At 68.5% G+C, this 17,551-nt stretch carries 16 protein-coding genes and 1 pseudogene; 6 read left to right on the top strand and 11 right to left on the bottom strand.

Translation table 11 applies throughout. The features are described 5' to 3' along the window. Positions 1–44 precede the first annotated feature (44 nt). The 6 genes from BLR03_RS05735 to nirB form a co-directional block, all read right to left on the bottom strand. A complete protein-coding gene (locus BLR03_RS05735) occupies positions 45–269 on the bottom strand; it encodes a hypothetical protein (protein ID WP_091250653.1) in 225 nt (74 codons plus the stop codon). Positions 270–322: 53 nt separating this feature from the next. Beyond that, the gene (gene deoC, locus BLR03_RS05730) at positions 323–1,021 is read right to left on the bottom strand and encodes a deoxyribose-phosphate aldolase (RefSeq protein WP_091250651.1); all 699 of its coding nucleotides are present in this window, start codon (positions 1,019–1,021) and stop codon (positions 323–325) included. 160 nt (positions 1,022–1,181) lie between these two features. After that, on the bottom strand, positions 1,182–2,102 hold the full coding sequence (locus BLR03_RS05725; RefSeq protein WP_091250649.1) for an FAD-dependent oxidoreductase: 921 nt from the start codon (positions 2,100–2,102) through the stop codon (positions 1,182–1,184). 198 nt (positions 2,103–2,300) lie between these two features. Then, on the bottom strand, positions 2,301–3,434 hold the full coding sequence (locus BLR03_RS05720) for a uroporphyrinogen-III synthase (RefSeq protein WP_091250647.1): 1,134 nt from the start codon (positions 3,432–3,434) through the stop codon (positions 2,301–2,303). 8 nt (positions 3,435–3,442) lie between these two features. Then, positions 3,443–4,477 (bottom strand): uroporphyrinogen-III C-methyltransferase, encoded by a 1,035-nt coding sequence (cobA, locus tag BLR03_RS05715; protein ID WP_091250645.1) that lies wholly within the window; start codon positions 4,475–4,477, stop codon positions 3,443–3,445. 2 nt (positions 4,478–4,479) lie between these two features. Then, entirely contained in the window at positions 4,480–7,161 is a 2,682-nt protein-coding gene (gene nirB, locus BLR03_RS05710; protein ID WP_091250643.1) for a nitrite reductase large subunit NirB, read from the bottom strand. Between the two features lie 256 nt (positions 7,162–7,417). Between nirB and nirD the strand changes: the two genes are divergently transcribed. Next, a complete protein-coding gene (gene nirD / locus BLR03_RS05705) occupies positions 7,418–7,810 on the top strand; it encodes a nitrite reductase small subunit NirD (RefSeq protein WP_091250640.1) in 393 nt (130 codons plus the stop codon). Positions 7,811–7,822: 12 nt separating this feature from the next. On the opposite strand, the gene BLR03_RS05700 is transcribed toward nirD, so the two are convergent. Continuing rightward, a complete protein-coding gene (locus tag BLR03_RS05700; protein ID WP_091250637.1) occupies positions 7,823–9,562 on the bottom strand; it encodes a phospho-sugar mutase in 1,740 nt (579 codons plus the stop codon). A gap of 175 nt (positions 9,563–9,737) precedes the next feature. Here BLR03_RS05700 and BLR03_RS05695 point away from each other — a divergent pair, with 175 nt between their 5' ends. Next, positions 9,738–10,217, top strand: coding sequence for an RrF2 family transcriptional regulator (locus BLR03_RS05695; RefSeq protein WP_091250635.1), 480 nt, complete (start codon positions 9,738–9,740; stop codon positions 10,215–10,217). Positions 10,218–10,286: 69 nt separating this feature from the next. Here the strand turns inward: BLR03_RS05695 and BLR03_RS05690 are convergent, their stop codons facing one another. Beyond that, entirely contained in the window at positions 10,287–11,105 is an 819-nt protein-coding gene (locus BLR03_RS05690) for a purine-nucleoside phosphorylase (RefSeq protein ID WP_091250632.1), read from the bottom strand. A 130-nt stretch (positions 11,106–11,235) separates the two neighbouring features. Here BLR03_RS05690 and BLR03_RS05685 point away from each other — a divergent pair, with 130 nt between their 5' ends. Both BLR03_RS05685 and BLR03_RS05680 read left to right on the top strand, forming a co-directional pair. Further along, the gene (locus tag BLR03_RS05685) at positions 11,236–12,651 is read left to right on the top strand and encodes an NAD(P)H-quinone dehydrogenase (RefSeq protein ID WP_091250981.1); all 1,416 of its coding nucleotides are present in this window, start codon (positions 11,236–11,238) and stop codon (positions 12,649–12,651) included. A 19-nt stretch (positions 12,652–12,670) separates the two neighbouring features. Continuing rightward, a complete protein-coding gene (locus BLR03_RS05680; protein ID WP_091250629.1) occupies positions 12,671–13,396 on the top strand; it encodes a hypothetical protein in 726 nt (241 codons plus the stop codon). 11 nt (positions 13,397–13,407) lie between these two features. Here the strand turns inward: BLR03_RS05680 and BLR03_RS05675 are convergent, their stop codons facing one another. After that, positions 13,408–14,865 (bottom strand): benzaldehyde dehydrogenase, encoded by a 1,458-nt coding sequence (locus BLR03_RS05675; protein WP_091250979.1) that lies wholly within the window; start codon positions 14,863–14,865, stop codon positions 13,408–13,410. 220 nt (positions 14,866–15,085) lie between these two features. Between BLR03_RS05675 and BLR03_RS05670 the strand changes: the two genes are divergently transcribed. Beyond that, a complete protein-coding gene (locus BLR03_RS05670; protein ID WP_091250628.1) occupies positions 15,086–15,631 on the top strand; it encodes a flavodoxin domain-containing protein in 546 nt (181 codons plus the stop codon). Between the two features lie 21 nt (positions 15,632–15,652). On the opposite strand, the gene BLR03_RS05665 is transcribed toward BLR03_RS05670, so the two are convergent. After that, positions 15,653–16,351: a hypothetical protein gene (locus BLR03_RS05665; RefSeq protein WP_091250626.1), complete on the bottom strand. Its 699-nt coding sequence runs from the start codon at positions 16,349–16,351 to the stop codon at positions 15,653–15,655. Between the two features lie 67 nt (positions 16,352–16,418). After that, positions 16,419–17,057 carry a hypothetical protein gene (locus tag BLR03_RS05660; protein WP_091250624.1) on the bottom strand — a complete coding sequence of 213 codons (639 nt, stop codon included), beginning with the start codon at positions 17,055–17,057 and terminating at the stop codon, positions 16,419–16,421. A gap of 219 nt (positions 17,058–17,276) precedes the next feature. On the opposite strand from BLR03_RS05660, the pseudogene BLR03_RS05655 reads away from it, so the two are divergent. Then, positions 17,277–17,551 (top strand): annotated as a pseudogene (locus BLR03_RS05655) (IS982 family transposase); the annotation flags it as partial.

Genomic DNA, 17,551 nt, shown 5'->3' with positions numbered 1-17,551 from the left:
GCTCCGGACATCCGGAGCTTCAGTCATTCAAGGATCGGGAAGGCCTAGTTTTCGCCCGCTGAATCCGAGCGGCCCAGCAGCGTCTGCGGGATCCAGAAGGCCAGGGCGAAGAGGACCAGGCAGACGGCCATCGGCCAGGGGTTGTCCAGAGTGAGGAAGGTCAGCGAGTAAATCGCCCCCAAGAAGAGGACCATCATCGGCACGAACAAGGCGATGCTGGATCCGAGGCTGTTCTCGACCCGCCGGGACTCGGTGTTGTTGCTGGACATTCGTTCCTCCTCGGCCCCTGGGGGCTCAAAACTGTGGGCACTGCCGGCGCGGATCAGTACGCGGACGAACCCTGTTCACCCGTGACGATCGCGATGCCGGAGCTGGCGCCAATACGTGTTGCACCTGCAGCAATCATAGCCTGTGCATCAGCCAGGGATCGCACGCCGCCGGAGGCCTTGACGCCAAGGTCCGGGCCCACGGTGCGGCGCATCAGGGCGACGTCCCCGGCCGTGGCCCCGCCGCCGTTGAAACCGGTGGAGGTCTTCACGAAGTCCGCCCCGGCCGCAACCGCAGCCTCGCAGGCGAGCACCTTCTGCTCATCGCTCAGCAGCGCCGTTTCGATGATGACCTTCAGGATGGCGCCGCCCTCGTGGACGGCCTCCGCGACTGCGGCGATGTCATCCACCAGCGCGCCCTTGTCATTGGCGCGGGCCGCGGCGATGTTGATGACCATGTCCACTTCTTCGGCACCGTCCAGGACGGCGCCGCGGGCCTCGAACGCCTTGACGTCGCTCGGGGTGGCGCCCAGCGGGAAACCGACCACGGAGCAGGTCAGCACGCCGGAACCCTTGAGCGCGGTCTTCACCGTCTTGACCCACACCGGGTTCACGCAGACCGACTTGAAACGGTACTCGGCCGCCTCGGCGCAGACCTTGAGGATCTCGGCCTCGCTGGCCTCCGGCTTGAGCAGGGTGTGGTCGATGTAGGAGGCAATGCCGGGCGTGCCCTCGGCGGCGGGTTCGTAGCTCATGGTGGTCCCTTTCCTGGCGGGCCTGGGACGCGGCGGTCCTTTACCCGGGCCTTGTGGGCCTGTGGGCCCTGTCGGCGCCGCATGGCTCGCGGCTTATCAGGTGACCATCTTGCCATAGGACCGGCCCGGCGGATGTGCCCGCCGGGCCGGTCCCTTACGATCAGGCAGCCGCCGCGAGCGGGCTTCCCATGGTGGCCTGCAGGAGCTGGGAGGCGCACACAGATGCGGCGGAGCCGGACGCCACGAGCAGTCCCAGCCGGACGCCGTCGTAAACCGCGGCGTCCCCGATTGCCCAGACGCCGGGCACGGAGGTGCGGAAGTCCTGGCCGATGACAATTCCGCCACCGGGTGCGGTGGCGAGTCCTGCCGTGGCGGCCAGTTCGTCCCGGGCGATGCGCTCCTCGGCCAGGACCACGAGGTCACCGTTCATGCTGGAGCCGTCCTCGAACACGATGCCGGATGCTGGCAGGACCGACCCGGCGAGGGTGGGAACGACGGCGGCGGGCCGGACAGTGGTGCGGACGGGACGGACGCCGCGGGACCGGAGCACGGCCTCGGCCTGGCCGGCGGCGGAGCCAGTGCCGACCAGGATGCCCAGGGGGCGCCGGCCCAGGACCCGGGTGACGTCCTTGACGGCCTCGCCCAGCCGGGCGGCGTCGTCGATCGTGGAGTAGCTCAGGCACCGGGCGGCGCCTTCCACGGGTGCCTCGGCCGGGGCGGACCCGGTGGCGATGACGAGTTCGTCGTAGCTGAATTCCATGCCGTCGGCGGTGGTCACGAGGCGGTTCCCGGCGTCGATGTAGCTGGCCGGCTGGCCCAAGCGGACGGACACCTGCGGCAGGACGGCGAGCTCCAGCAGTTCCTCTGGCGCGTCATCGCGGTTGCTGAGCACCGTGATGGCACCGGCAAACGGGGTCCGGGTGAGCTGGCGGACCAGGGCCAGGGCGGCCGGACCGGCGCCGGCGATGACGATCCTGGGCCGGGCGGCCGTGTTGGATGTCGTCTGAGAGGCGGCGGTGGATACAACGGCTGCCTTCGAGGAAGACGTGCCGGAAGTGGGAGACAATGCCGGAGCGGACATGTGCTGGCCCTTTCGCTGGGGTGGCCATCGTGTGGCCGGTGTGCTTGATGAACCCCAGCCTAGGCGCCCGATTTTTCCGGGGTGTTTCCCGGGTGTTGCCTCTTCTGCCCTGTCCGTTCGCCAGTATTTACCGGCCGGTAATGCCGTGCGTCACACCCCGGCGGCGAGCGCTCCGCAGAGACGCTTTCGCCGCCAGCATTAGACCCGGATCCGGTAGCCGCGCTTCACCACGGTTTCGACCAGACGGGTGTCCGGCAGCGCCGACCGCAGCCTGCTGACGGTCATGTCCAGGGCGTGCACGGAGCCGCGCAGTTCCAGCAGCTCCGAGAGCGCTTCGCGGGACAGCACGGCCCCGCCGGCGCCGATCAGCGCGCGCAGCAGCAGCAAAGGCGCGGGCGCCATGTCGACAGGTTCGCCGTTGATCCGCAGCGAGCGGCCGCGCAGCTCCACGCTGCCGGAGACGGTGTCCAGCCGGCGGACGTGGTTGAGGGCGAGGTGCTCGCACACCAGCCGGATCAGGGCGCCCATCCGGAACCGTTCCGGGATCAGCGGTTGCAGGCCAGCGTCGATCAGCGGCTGCGCGGTGATGGGACCGACGACGGCGGTTGCCACAGTGGTCTTCAGGCTCTCCACGAGCTGCTTGTAGACGCCCATCTCGTGCGCCGTGCTCCACATCGCATCCACGGCGGGGGCGCTCGTAAAGGTCAGGACATCCAGGTTGCCGCTGCACGCGGCCTCGATGAGCTTCGGCAGGCGGTCGGCGCCGTCGGGTTTGACCCAGCGGTACGGGGTGACCGTCAGGACGGTGGCGCCGGACATGCGGAGGCGCTCGAGCTGGCGGACGTCGGTGTAGCCGTGCAGCTGTACCGCGACGGTTTTGCCCCGCACGCCCTCGGCAAGGAGCATGTCCACCAGTGTGGACGTGGTTTCGTCGCTGCTGATCCCGACGTCGGCGAGCCCGGCCGCACGGACGGCGCCGCGCGCCTTGGGTCCGCGGACGAACATGCGGGTGGCGGAGAGGGTTTCCAGCAGCTGTTCGCCAATGCCGAAGGTGTCCGCCGCCTCGCACCAGCGGCGCATGCCGTAGGCGGTGGTGGCGATGCAGAGGTCGGGCCGGGCGGCGATGATCGCCCGGGTGTCCTCGACCAGGCTCTGGTCCTCCCGGACCGGGGCGATCTTCAGCGCCGGGGCGTGGAGCACCTCGGCACCGCGGCGCTCCAGGGCCTCGATGAGGTCCTGGGAGCGGCGGTGCGAGGTGACGCCGATCCGGAAGCCGTCCAGCGGAAGGTCCTTCTCGGACCCGTCCTCGGCGATGGCGTTCAGTGCGGTCATGAAAATCCCTACGCTTCCATCAGTGAGGCGGCCAGGCGGTCGAGCTCTGCCGCGGCCTCGGCGCAGCCCCGGTTGGCCTCGGCCACCCGGACGACGTCACCGATCACCAGGACGGCCGGGTTGCTGCAGCCGGAGGCCGCGGAGGTGATGGTGCCCAGCTCGGCGATCGTGGTGCGCTGGCCGGGGCGGTAGCCGCGCTCGACGACGGCCATCGGCATGTCGGACCGCATTCCGGCCCGGCGGAGCCCGGCGGCGAGGTGGTGCAGGGTGCCGATGCCCATCAGGACCACAATGGTGCCGCCGAGCCCGGCGAGGTGCGTGAGCTCGTTCTCGGTCAGCGGGGCGTGGCCCGACACCACGGTGAACATGTGGCTGACTTCGCGGTGAGTGACGGGGATGCCGGCGGCGGCCGGCACCGAGATGGCGCTCGTGACCCCGGAGACCACGCGGACCGGAACACCGGCAGCGACGCAGGAGGCGACTTCCTCGCCGCCGCGGCCGAAGACATAGGGATCCCCGCCCTTGAGTCGGACCACATTGTTGCCGGCCAGCGCGCTTTCCACCATGAGCTTTTCGATGTCGGCCTGGCTGACCTTGTGATGGCCAGGTTTCTTGCCCACGTCCACGAGGTCCGCGGACGTCAGTGACGGCAGCTCCTGGTAGGGGGCGAGCCGGTCGTAGAACACGACGTCGGCATCGCGCAGCGCCGCCACGGCGGCGACGGTCAGCAGTTCGGGGGTTCCGGGGCCGCCGCCCACCAGCGTGACGTGTCCCGCCGGGCCGGCAGCCGGCTCGGCCGCGACCGGAATGCCCGCGGCACGGCAGCGGTCCAGGAGGGTCTCCCAGCCGGGCTGGCCGTCGTCGACCGCTGCCACCAGGAACGGGCGCTCGGGCAGCGGACCGTCGTAGCCGGCACCCTGCGGGGTGCTGAGGCGGTACACGACGGCGCCGGCGGCCTCATAGCGCCGCACGGCCTGGCGCGCGGCCTGCTCGGAGCCGGTGACGAGGACTTCGCGTCCGGTGAGATCAATGCTGAGCTGCATGGCTATACCTCGTTCTCATCAAGCTGTCCCGGGGTGGTGGCACGGACCGGAATGGACGCGCCGATCAGCACTGGTCGCTGTTCGGCTTGCGCCTTCTCCTCTGCCGTGGCGGGGCGCATCTGGCCGCGCTCGTCGGGGACGAAGGTGATGGAATCGTCCTTCTGGTCGGGGGCGTTGACGAAGGAGCGGAAGCGGCGCAGGCGCTCGGGGTCCTTCAGGGTGTCGGCCCATTCGTCGACGTAGGTGTCAACGTGCTTGGCCATGGCGGCCTCGAGGTCTTCGGCGATGCCCAGGGTGTCGTGCACCACCACGTCCTCCACGTGCTTGATACCGCCGTCGAGCTCTTCCTGCCAGCGCGCGGTGCGCTGCAGGCGGTCGGCGGTGCGGATGTAGTACATGAAGTAGCGGTCGATGTACTTGATCAGGGTTTCGTCATCGAGGTCCTTGGCGAGCAGCTGGGCGTGTGCCGGCGTGGCGCCGCCGTTGCCGCCGACATACAAATTCCAGCCATCCGCGGTCGCGATGACGCCGACATCCTTGCCGCGGGCCTCGGCACATTCGCGGGCGCAGCCGGAGACACCCATCTTCAGCTTGTGCGGGCTGCGGAGGCCCCGGTAACGCAGTTCAAGCTGGATGGCCATGGCCACCGAGTCCTGGACCCCGAAGCGGCACCAGGTGGAGCCGACACACGACTTCACGGTGCGCAGGCTCTTGCCGTAGGCCTGGCCGGATTCGAAGCCGGCGTCCACCAGTTCCTTCCAGATTTCCGGGAGCTGCTCCAGCCGGGCGCCGAACATGTCGATCCGCTGGCCGCCGGTGATCTTGGTGTAGAGGCCGTATTTGTCGGCGACGGCGGCGATCACGCCGAGCTTCTTCGGGGTGATCTCGCCGCCGGCGATGCGGGGGACCACCGAGTACGTGCCATCCTTCTGCATATTGGCCAGGGCGCGGTCGTTGGTGTCCTGCAGGGTGCCCCGGCCCGCGTCCAGGACGTAGGCGCTGTTCTGGCTGGCCAGGATGTTGGCGATGGTCGGCTTGCAGATGTCGCAGCCCGCGCCGGTGCCGTACTTGGCCATGATCTCCTCGAAGGAGGTCAGTTCCAGGACGCGGATGGCGTCGAAGAGTTCCTGGCGGGACAGCTCGATGTGCTCGCACAGCGCCTTCGAGACCTCGACGCCGGACTTCGTGAGTTCGCTTTCCAGCAGCTTCTTGAGCATCGGCACGCAGGAACCGCAGCTCGTCCCGGCGCGAGTGCAGCCCTTCAGCTCGCCGAGTTCCTGGACGGGTGCGTTACCGTCGCAGGCACCGCAGCCGTTGACGGTGTCCCGGATGGTTCCGGCCGTCACGTTGTTGCAGGAACACAGAATGGCGTCGTCCGGCAGCTCGGTCTCCGGGGCCTCGCCCCCGCCGGCCGCGGTGAGGTAGGCGCCGGGCTCGGCGGACAGCTCGCGTCCCAGCATGGGGCGCAGGGACGTGTAAGGGGCGGCGTCCCCGACGAAGATGCCGCCGAGCAGTGTCTTGGCGTCGTCCGTCGTGACGATCTTCTGGTAGACGCCGCGGGCCGGGTCGGCATAGACGATTTCGAGGGCGTGCTCCGTGCGGGCGAAGGCGTCGCCGAAGCTCGCCACGTCGACGCCGGAGAGCTTGAGCTTGGTGGCTGTGTCGAAGCCGGGGAAGGTTGCGTCGCCGCCGTGCAGCCGGTCCGCGACGATTTCGGCCATGGTGTTGGCCGGGGCCACGAGGCCCAGGCACATGCCGCCGAAGTTGGCGACCTCGCCGATCGCCCAGATGCCGGGAACTTCCGTGGAGCAGTCGTCGGAGATGACGACGCCGCCGCGCTGGCCGAGCTGGAACTGCTGCGCTTCGCCCTCCGCGGCGCGGAACAGCTCGTCGCGGGGCCGCACGCCGATCGCGACGATCACGATGTCGGCGTCGATGATCCGGCCGTCGGCCATGAGGACGCCGGTGACCTGGCCGTCGTCGTCGGAGAGGACTTCGGAGGGGAACACGCCGCCGTGGACGGTGAAGCCCTTGGCCTCGATGAGCCGGCCGAGCGCCTGCCCGGCGCCCTCGTCCAGCTGGGTGTTCATGAGCCACGGGGAGCCGTTGATGACGATCGGCGTGGCGCCGAGCTGTTCGGTGCCGGCCGCCGATTCGAGGCCCAGCAGGCCGCCGCCGATGGTGACCGCGTTGACCTTGCGCCCGAGCTTCTCGGTGAGGTCCGCGATCGCCTTGTTGATGGACCAGACGTCCTCGAGGGTGCGGTACACGTGGGTGAGGTCGGCGCCCGGGATGGGCAGGCGGGCCGCGTCCGAGCCCGTCGCGACGACGAGCTCGTCATAGGGGTAGACGGTTCCCGCCGCGGTGGTGACCGTCTTGCCGGCGGCGTCAATGCTGATGACGCGCTCGCCGGTCTTGAGGTTGAGGGCCGCGTGGTCCCACATGGACGCGCTGCCCAGGGTGAGGTCGACGTCGCTGTCCGTGAGTGCCTTGCTCAGTGCGACGCGGTCGTAGGGGAGGTGGGCTTCCTCGGTGAGGACTGTTACGTGCCAGCCGTCGAGTCCGCGGGCGTGCATGGCATCGGCGAAACGGTGCGCCGCGGGGCCGCCGCCGGCCACCACAATACGGCGCGGGGCGGCGCTGGCAGCGCCCTGGTTCGGGTGGCTTGAGGGGTGTCCGGTCACGGTGGGCCTTTCGCATGAGCCGCAGACGGTGCTCTGCAGCTTGTCGTTCCAGACTAGGCAAGGGGAATTTCGCTTCAGTTTCCCTTATGTTTCGTGATCTTAACTTCTGCATCACGAATGGATTTCCGGCCGGGTGAGCTCTCTTTTACGCGTTGGACACATCGGGCGCGCCCGGATGAAACACCGCGGGCCTAGCTTGTATATATGGCCGCAGCAGCGGTTGAGCCCGTAAGGGATGTATCAGAGAGGGGCCGGGATGACCGCCGTACTTGAAACCGCACTACACGACCTTGAGGGTCAGACCGAAGAGCAGGATGTTGTGTCCGTGGCCGGCTGGCAACGGGTATGCGCCGTGGCGGACCTGGAACCCGCGTGGGGCGAGGCCGCCTTGATTTCGGGGCGCCAGGTTGCAATGTTCCGGACCGTGTCCGGTGAGGTTTTCGCCGTCGCCAACGAGGATCCGGCCACCGGGGCGAATGTCATGGCACGCGGCATCACGGGCTCACGCGGGGACCGCCCGACGGTGGCTTCGCCGTTGCACAAGGAGGTCTACGACCTCGCTACCGGCGAGTGCCTCGGCAGCCCGGAACTGCGCATCGCAACCTTCGGTACCCGGATTGTGGGCGGGTACATTGAGGTTGAGCTCTAGAGGGCCAGAGCTCTAGAGGCCCAGCGCCTCGCGGACGTCCGCCAGGACGCCGTCCAGCGCGGCGCGGGCCTCGTTCCGCGCCGCCGGCAGTTCGGCGGCTGCGCCGACGCTGCGGATGACTTCGAGGTAGCACTTGAGCTTCGGTTCCGTGCCGCTGGGCCGGATGATGACGCGGCTGAGGTCCTTTGTCAGGTACAGCAGGCCCTCGGTGGGCGGCAGGTGCTCGCTGCCCGAGGCCAGGTCCGTGACGGACTCGACGCCTGAGCCGCCGAACGATTCCGGCGGGCTGACGCGCAGCCGGTTCATCATGGCGTCCAGCAGGCCAAGGTCCGCCACGCGGATGCTCAGCTGGTCGCTCGCGTGGAGCCCGTGCACCAGATAAAGCTCGTCCAGGGTATCGAAGATGGTCTTGCCCCCGGCCTTTGCCGCCGCCGCGAGTTCGGCGATCAGCACGGCGGCCGAAATTCCGTCCTTGTCGCGCACCAGCGACGGGGCAACGCAGTAGCCCAGGGCTTCCTCGTAGCCGTAGACCAGCCCGGGGACGCGGGCGATCCACTTGAAGCCGGTCAGGGTTTCCTCGTGGGCGTAGCCTGCCGCTGCCGCGATCCGTGCCAGCAGCCGGGAGGACACGATCGAGTTGGCGAACACCCCGGCCGGTGCGATGCCGGCGGCGGCTTGCCGCGCCACGACATGGGCCCCCAGCAGGGCGCCGACCTCATCGCCGCGCAACATGCGCCACGCGCCGGTGGCTGGGTCCTTCGCTGCCACAGCCGCCCGGTCGGCGTCGGGGTCGTTGGCGATCACGATGTCCGCGTCCACGCGCGCCGCCGTCTCCAAAGCCAGGTCAAGGGCTCCGGGCTCTTCCGGGTTGGGGAAGTTCACCGTGGGGAAGTCCGGGTCCGGCCGCGCCTGTTCCGTGACGAGCGTGACGTCGGTGAAGCCGGCGGCGTTCAGCACGGCCACCGCCGTTTCCCCGCCCACGCCGTGCATGGGGGTCAGGACGATCTTCAGACCGCGGGCCGGGAAGTGCTCCGGGGCCGCAAGGGCCGCGACGGCGGCCTCGTAGTCGGCGGCTATGGAGGGCTGCAGCACGGTCCAGCCGTCCGCGGCCAGGGCGATGGAATCCAGGGCGCCGACGGCGTCGATCTTCGCCGCAATCAGGGCATCGTAGGGCGCCACGATCTGAGCGCCGCGGCCGCTGTCCCCGACCGCGTGACGGCCAAGATACACCTTGTACCCGTTGTCCTGCGGCGGGTTGTGGCTGGCGGTGACCATGACGCCGCCGTCGCAGTCCAGCGCCCGCACCGCGTAGGCGAGCAGCGGGGTGGGCAGGGCGGCCGGCATGAGGAAGGTGTCGACTCCGGCCGCGGTGAGGATCGCCGCGGTCTCTTCGGCGAAGATATCCGAGTTGTAGCGGGCGTCGAAGCCGACGACGGCGCGCGGCCGGGTGCCGGGAGAGGCCTGCCCGACGGCGCTGGTGAGGAAGGCCGTGAAGCCCGCCGCGGCGCGGCGCACTACCACCCGGTTCATCCGGTTCGGGCCGGGGCCAAGGGCCGCCCGGAGGCCGGCGGTGCCAAACTGCAAGGTGCCGCTGAAACTGTCGGCCAGTTCCTGGCGGGCCGCCGCGACGCCTTCATCGGCGAGGCGGACCAGCTCAGTCAGGGCGGCGGCAGTGGCGGGGTCCGGGTCCTGGTCGGCCCAGTCGCGGGCGTCGCTCAGGAGTCGGGCGAGTTCGGCATCAGAAGACGTCATAGGAACCAAACTATCGCCAATCGTGTGCGTTTCCTCCCCTGACAATCGGGAGTTGGGGTTTCAGTTGCATCACGCCCGGCGCGGAGAGCAGGCGGGGACGGCCGGGTCCGGCCGGCCCGGGCGCGCCTGCAATGGCCCTTGACACCCAAATTTCCGGACACGTAACGTCTGGAATATGAAGATGGGCCGTGGAGTGGAGTGGGCGGTGCACAGTTGCGTCAACATGGCATGGACACCGCCGGGCGAGCCCGTGAACAGTGCACGCCTCGCCGAGTTCTATAAGCTCCCCGCCGCCTACCTGAATAAACAGTTCCAGTCGCTGGTCCGGGCCGGGGTGCTGGATTCGGTCTCCGGCCCCCGCGGCGGATTCCTGCTGGCACGCCGACCGGAAAACATCACCGTGCTGGACATCGTCCTGGCCCTGGAGGGCGCCGAGCCGGCTTTCCGGTGTGAAGCGATCCTGGGGAACGTCCCGGAGCCGGTCCTGCAGGAGAACTTCGCGCGGACGTGCCTCATTTCCCAGACCATGCGCCAGGCCGAACTCGCCTGGCGGCAGGCGCTGGCGCGGCAGAGTATCGCCGGGATAGCGGACTCGATGGAGCGCCGGTTCCCGGCGGACAAGGTGAAGGTCCTGGACTATCTGGCGGCGGGGTAGCCGCGGCAGGCGGTGCGGGACAGTGGAGAGGCACGGTCCGCCACCGGAACCGGGCACCCAACACACTGGTCAGAGTTTGGCGATGATCTCCGCGAGCAGCTTCGAAATGCGCGGTCCGGCGGCCTGGCCGGCCTCAAGGACTTCCTCGTGGCTCAGGGGCGCGGGGCTGATCCCGGCGGCGAGGTTGGTCACGAGCGAGATCCCGAAGACCTCCATGCCCGCGTGACGGCCGGCAATGGCCTCAAGCGCCGTGGACATGCCGACCAGGGACGCGCCGATCCGCTTGGCGTACTGCACCTCGGCGGGGGTTTCGTAGTGCGGTCCCGTGAACTGTGCGTACACGCCCTCCTCCAGCGAGGGGTCAACCTCGCGGGCCAGGCCGCGGATCCGGGACGAGTACAGGTCCGTCAGGTCCACGAACGTGGCGCCTTCCAGCGGTGAGGTGGCGGTGAGGTTGATGTGGTCGCTGATCAGCACGGGCGTGCCGGGCGCCCAGTCCTCGTTCAGGCCGCCGCAGCCGTTGGTGAGCACCAGGGTCTTGCAGCCGGTGGCCGCCGCGGTGCGCACGCCGTGAACCACGGAGCGGACGCCCTTGCCCTCGTAGTAGTGCGTCCGCGCGCCCAGGACAAGCGCCCGCTTGCCCTCCTTGGTCAGCACCGAGCGGATGGTGCCCACGTGCCCCTCCACCGACGGTGCGGTGAAACCCGGGATTTCGCTGGCCGACAGGGTGGCGGTGGTCTCGCCGATCAGTTCGGCGGCGTCGCCCCAGCCCGATCCGAGGACCAGCGCGACGTCATGGGAATCGACACCCGTCTCTTCGGCGATGTAGGCGGCGGCGTCTCGCGCGGCGTCGAAAGGGTCCGCGTTCAGGAATTCTGTATAGCTCACTGGTACAAGCTATCGCGTGCCGGGCCCGCTGCCCAGCACCCGCGCCGCCCGGGCGCCATAGCGGGCGGCCGCACCCGCGGCGCTCCGGATTCTTGGTGGCTCCGGTTCGGATGGTGGACAATGGTTGATTGTGACTACGCATCCTGACTTCAGCTCACCCCGTATTGCAATTCTCGGCGGAGGGCCTGGCGGCTACGAAGCCGCCATGGTCGCCGCCTCGCTGGGGGCGCAGGTCACCATCATCGAACGTGCGGGACTCGGCGGATCCGCGGTGCTGACCGACGTCGTTCCTTCCAAGACCCTCATTGCGACGGCGGACCTGATGACCCGCGTCGGCGAGGCCGGCGAGCTCGGCGTTAAGTTCGACCTCGACGGCGGCGACTGCAGCCCGACGATGCGCGCTGACCTCAAGCACATCAACGACCGCCTGCTGCGGCTGGCCCGGAAGCAGTCGGAGGACATCCAGTCCGGGCTGGAACACCAGAACGTCCGCATCCTGATCGGTTCCGGCCGGCTGCTGGACAACCACACCATCGAGGTCCTGACCGCCGACGGCACCGAAACAGTGGAAGCCGACACCATCCTGCTCGCGGTCGGAGCCCACCCGCGCGAGCTGCCCACCGCCCGTCCGGACGGTGAGCGCATCCTGAACTGGGCCCAGATCTACAACATGGACGAACTCCCCGAAGAACTCATCGTGGTGGGTTCGGGTGTGACGGGCGCGGAGTTTGCCTCGGCCTACAACGGGCTGGGCTCCAAGGTCACCCTGATTTCCAGCCGCGACCGGGTGCTGCCGGGCTCGGATACCGACGCCGCCGAGGTACTTGAGGGCGTCTTCGAACGCCGCGGCCTCAAGGTGCTCTCCCGCGCCCGCGCCGAGACCGTCGAACGCACGGACGACGGCGTCGTGGTCACTCTCGGCGACGGTTCGAAGGTGACCGGCAGCCATTGCCTCGTCTGCGTCGGCTCCATCCCGAACACGGCCGGCATCGGCCTGGAGGAAGCCGGCGTCGCGCTCACCGAGAGCGGCCACATCAAGGTCGACGGCGTCTCGCGCACCACGGCGCCGAACATCTACGCCGCCGGTGACTGCACCGGCGTCCTCGCGCTGGCGTCCGTGGCCGCCATGCAGGGACGCATCGCGATCGCGCACTTCCTGGGCGACAGCGTCATGCCGCTCAAGCTGCACCAGGTGGCGTCCAACATTTTCACCTCGCCCGAGATCGCGAACGTGGGCGTCTCCGAGGCCGAGATCGACTCCGGCAAGTACCAGGCCGACGTCGTCAAGCTGTCCCTGCGCAGCAACGCCCGCGCCAAGATGCGCAACCACCGCGACGGCTTCGTCAAGATCTTCGCCCGCAAGGGGTCCGGCACCGTGATCGGCGGGGTCGTCGTAGGCCCGAACGCCTCGGAGCTCATCTTCGCGATCTCCCTTGCGGTCACCCAGAAACTGCACGTCGACGACGTCGCCAGCACCTTCACCGTGTACCCGTCGCTGAGCGGCTCCATCTCCGAAGCGGCGCGCCGGCTCCACGTTCACATGTAGCAAAACGGAGGCCGTAGCCATGCAAAGTCCTCGCACCGTTGTTGAGTCCGCGGAACAGAACCCCGGGCTGCCCTCCGGCCCTGAAGAACGGTTTGCCGGCTACGGCGTGATGGGCGTTCCTTTCAGCTCCGGCTACATCCTGGCCCTGCGGCATTTTCCTGCCTCCTCCGTCGGCCCGGGCTACAACTCGGTCTGGATCCGCGATCCTGCCGGTGTCTGCACGATGCACAGCACCACCAACCCCGGGTCCTCATGCCCCCGCTACTTCGGCAGCGCCCTCGGATCGGCGTCGACGGGCGGGATCTCCATCCGGTGGCGTGACGACTACTCTTTCTGCGTGGAAGTCGGAGACGAGGTGGACCTGCGCTGGGACGTGACACTGGCTGCAACGCCCATCACCCGGCTCATGTCGGCGGTGGCCGGGTCGGTCCCGGAGCAACTGTGGCGCAACCGGACGTTCCTGCGCGCCATGGGGGCTGTCGCCGGCCCGGTGCTCGGGGTTGGGCACATCGGGCTGACGGGCAAGGTGCCTAACGGCCAGACGTTCGGGGCGCGCCCGCGGCAGATGTGGTTTGTCCGCGAGAGCGAAGCGCACCTACAGGGGCATAATCTGGGGCAGGCTTCAGCACTGCCCGTCCAGGACAGGCTCGGGGACTTCTGGATCCCGCAGCGGGGCATCTTCATGATCGGCTCGTCAGTGTTCGAGCCGTTCGACCCCGCCACGCACCTCGCCGCGGAGCACTGAATCTTTCTCCTTTAGAAGGGGTACGGTGCGATATCCGGCCGAACGGTCAGCCACTGGATTTCCGTGAAGGACTCCATGTTGGCGTGATGCCCGCCGATCCGCGAGCCGTTGCCCGAATTCTTGACCCCGCCGAAGGGCGAGTTGGCCTCGTCGGATACGGTCTGTTCGTTGATGTGGACCTTGCCGGAGTCGAGTCGGTCGGCGATCGTCATGGCCATGCCGACGTCGCCGAGAATCCCGATGGAGAGCCCGTATTCGTTGTCGTTGGCCAGGGCCACGGCCTCGTCCAGGGTGGAGAACTTCATCACCGGCGCCACGGGGCCGAAGATTTCGTCCTTCCACGCCGGGCTGGCGAGATCGAGGTCCGCGAGCACGGTGGGCCGGTAGAAGCGGCCGTCGTGGCTGCCGCCGGCGGCCAGCCGCGCGCCGCCCTGCACCGCATCCTGGACGATCGTGTCCACGCGGTGAAGCTGCTTCTCATCGATCACCGGGCCCAGCGCCACCGTTCCGCTCTTAGGATCGCCCACCGGCAAATGGCTGGCCTTCTCGGCAAGGGCGCTGACGTAGTCCTCATAGATGTCCTCGTGCACGATGTGCCGGCCGGACGCCATGCAGATCTGGCCCTGGTGCATGAAGGAGCCAAACGCAGCGGCTGAGACCGCCTTGGGGAGGTCGACGCCGGGCAGCACGATCATCGCGTTGTTCCCGCCGAGTTCCAGATGGGCGCGCTTGAGCAGCCGGCCGGCGGCTTCGCCCACCTTGCGTCCTGCCGCCGTCGACCCCGTGAAGGCGATGACGCGGACCTCGGGCGCCTCGACCACGGCCGCGCCGATCTCGGCACCGCCCGGCAGCAGCGACAGCAGGCCGGGCGGAAGGCCGGCTTCCTCGAACACCCGGACCAGGGTGACGCCGCCGCAGACCGTCGTGCGCGGGTCAGGCTTGAGCAGCACGGCGTTGCCGAGGGCCAAGGCCGGGGCGACGGCACGGATCGAGAGGATGAGCGGGAAGTTGAACGGCGCGATCACCGAGACGACACCGACCGGGCGTCGCCGGGCGAAGGACCAGCGGTTCTCGTTCGAGGTCAGCACGTCGCCGGCCGGGAGCGAGGGCAGCGCCGAGGCGTCGTAGCATTCGTTGGCCGCGATGTGGGTTTCCAGCCCGGCCTTGGGCGGGATGCCCCCCGATTCGCGGACGATCCAGTCCCCGATTTCCGCGGCGTGTTCCTCCCAGAGCTGTCCCGCGCGGCGCAGCACCGCGGCGCGGTCCTCCGGGTTCCGGGCGGCCCAGTCCTTCTGCGCTGTCGCGGCGACGGCAGCGGCTTCGCGGACATCCTCCACTGAGGCCACGCCATAGTGGCCCAGCGTCTCGCCGGTTGCGGGTTCGACGGCGTCGCCGATCCCGCCACGGCCTGGCCGCCAGCCGTTGAGGTGGATCTTGCCCTCCCAGAGGGCGGAGTCGAGCAGGGACACGTCCTGTCCTTTCGTCGTGGGGTCATGCTTCTGGACCGGCCGGTCGAATCCGAACCGGACCGTGCCTTCGTCCATCACACGTCGGCGGGCCGCTGCCGTCAAGGGTTCTGGCCTCAAGGGTTGTGGCGTCAGGAGCGCCGTCGCCAAGAGTGCGTGTGCGCCAGGCCCCGGGGGACCTTCGGCCGTGTCGCGACGCGGCCCGGCGCTGACACCATGGAACATGGCCAACATCTATATCCCGTACGGGACCGTTGAAGGACAGACAGCACAGATCGCCGATTACATGGCCGAACTGATCCGGGCGCACGGGCACCGGGCAGAGACGGCGGACCTCAAACATTCCGGTGACGCCCTTCCGGGCGGCTACGACGGCGTGATCGTGGCGGCTTCGGTTCACATGGGCAAGCACGAGGGGCACGTCAAGGACTTCGTCAAGAAGAACCGCGCCGAGCTCGAACGGTTGCCCTCCGCCCTGGTTTCGGTGAGCCTGGCCGCCCACGGGGACGAGGAGAATGCGGAGAGCTACGTGGCGACGTTCGAGGAGGACACGGGCTGGCGGCCCTCGCACGTCGGATTGTTCGCCGGCGCGCTGCTCTACAGCCACTACGGGTTCATCAAGAAGCACATGATGAAGAAGATCGCCAGCGACAAGGGCTCCCCGGACACGGACACCACCCGTGACTACGTCTACACGGAGTGGGACGGCGTCCAGCGCTTCACGGAGGACTACCTGGCGTGGCTGGCCAAGCTGGGCAGTCAGAAGTAGGACTTTGTTAAAGCGTAGTGCTCAGGAGCGGGCGTAGGGCGGAACCGCGTCGCCGGGCGCGAAGGGCCTGAACCACCGATCGAATGCAAGACTACCGGCGTCGGCACGGTCCTGGCTGTCGGCGTCGTCGTCGGGGTAGAGCGCGTCGCTGTCCGCGTCCTCCAGGAGAACTTCCTCGACGGCGGCCCGCCAGTCCTCCGGAAGGTCCAGTTCGTAGATGTCCTCGGTGATTTCAGCCTGGTCGAGGAGGCAGCGGACGGCGAGCTCGGCGGCGAGGCAGCCCGGCGCGGTCCAGCCCCGGACCAGGGATGCGGTGACATCCGCGGCGACGACGATGAATTTCTGGGTGAACTTCGCGTCGTAGCTGCCCGCGAACTGCGCCGGCAGCGAGGACAGGACCGAGGTCCCGGCGATATCGGCCGGCGTGACAACGTCCAGGGTGCCGAGCGTTCCGAGATCGCGGAACAGCTGGTCAATGAGGATGCTCGACGAATTCCACAGGAGTCCGGCCAGCAGGCGGGTCTGGCGCACGGCTTTCTGACGGTCCTCCGGCGGGACGGCGGCCATTTCCTCCAGGTCTTCGGGATCGAACTGGAGCCGCTGTTCGGCCGTCATGTCGTCCGGGTGCGGATCGAGTCCGAGCAGCTCCAGGCTCAGCCCGGTGAGTTTCCCGGCGTCGGCCAGCAGTTCTTCGGTGATGTCGTCGTCGTCGGCGCTCATGTCCCCGATGCTACCTGCCGTTCGTTCCGGGCCCGATTCGCGTTACGCGGCAGGGGTTTGCCGGGTGCTAGGTGGCAGCTGCCTGGGGACGCTCTGACGTCGAGCTTCCGTGCGTCATCCGGACCGCGGCAAGGTAGCTGATTCCCGTGATCAGGGGGACCACGCTGGCCGCGGTGAGCGATGCCAGCGGCCCGGACCGTGCGATGAGCGTGATCAGGAGCGGCAGCACGCCCAGGGCTACGAGCAGCCAGCCGGCCAGCGCGGTGCGTTTCAGGCCGAGGACGGCGGCCGGGAATGCCAGCGCGACGACGCTGACGGCTATGACAGGTCCGTTGTCACTGAGGAAGCTGCGCAGGGCCGCCGGGTCGAAGGCGAGCCAGATGCAGGCCGCGATGAAGGCGGAGGACAGGGCGAGCAGCAGGGGAGAGGTCACCGCCGGCCAGAACCACGCCGCTGCCGCGAGGATGAGCATTGGCACCGCCCAGGCGAGCGTTATCAGCGTTCCCGCCGTTCCGCCGGGATCCTGCATGGCGTCGCCACCGATGAAGATTCCCGCGAGGACCGTGAACACGGCCATGACGGCCGCCCCGGTCCGTGTCAGTGCCGTGGCGCGCCGCTGTGGATCCTTTTCACGTGCAAACACAACACCCATCACGACGGCGACCACAACAATCGCGCCGAGCGCCAAAATGACCGGAACGTTCATGGGATGCCTCCTGCAGACGAACGGGGCTTACGTCCATTGGATTCCTGCGCCAGCGGCTGTGCCAAGGGGAGAAAGGCCCGCTTCGCTGGGGGCCGGTTGCTCCGGACTGGTCGCACTGAAGGCGATGCTTCCCCGCCAGCTCCTAGATGAGTGAGTCCGAATTGGGCGTGCGCCGCGTGGACGCTGTTAATTGAAGGTGGAGGGTGTTAAACCCTGTTTGTGAAGACAGATCTAAACACCCTCCTGACCACACTTTACGTCGATTTGGATGATCATGTCCTGCCGGGCCTGGGCTGGTCCCGCGCCCGGATCCGGGGCCGAAAACCAGCCTTGAGCGACGCGGAACTGCTCTGCCTGGCCGCGGCGCAGCATCTGCTGGGCATCCCTTCGGAACGCAAATGGATCCGCTACGCTCACAAGCACCTGGCCGGCATGTTCCCGAACCTGCCCGGGCAATCCGGGTGGGGCAAGCGCCTGCGCAACCAGTCCGGACT

Origin of the sequence: Arthrobacter sp. ok909, from assembly GCF_900104405.1 — a bacterium.
Lineage (GTDB): Bacteria > Actinomycetota > Actinomycetes > Actinomycetales > Micrococcaceae > Arthrobacter > Arthrobacter humicola.
Note: the sequence above shows the minus strand (reverse complement) of the source record. Positions and strands in the feature narration are given on the sequence as shown.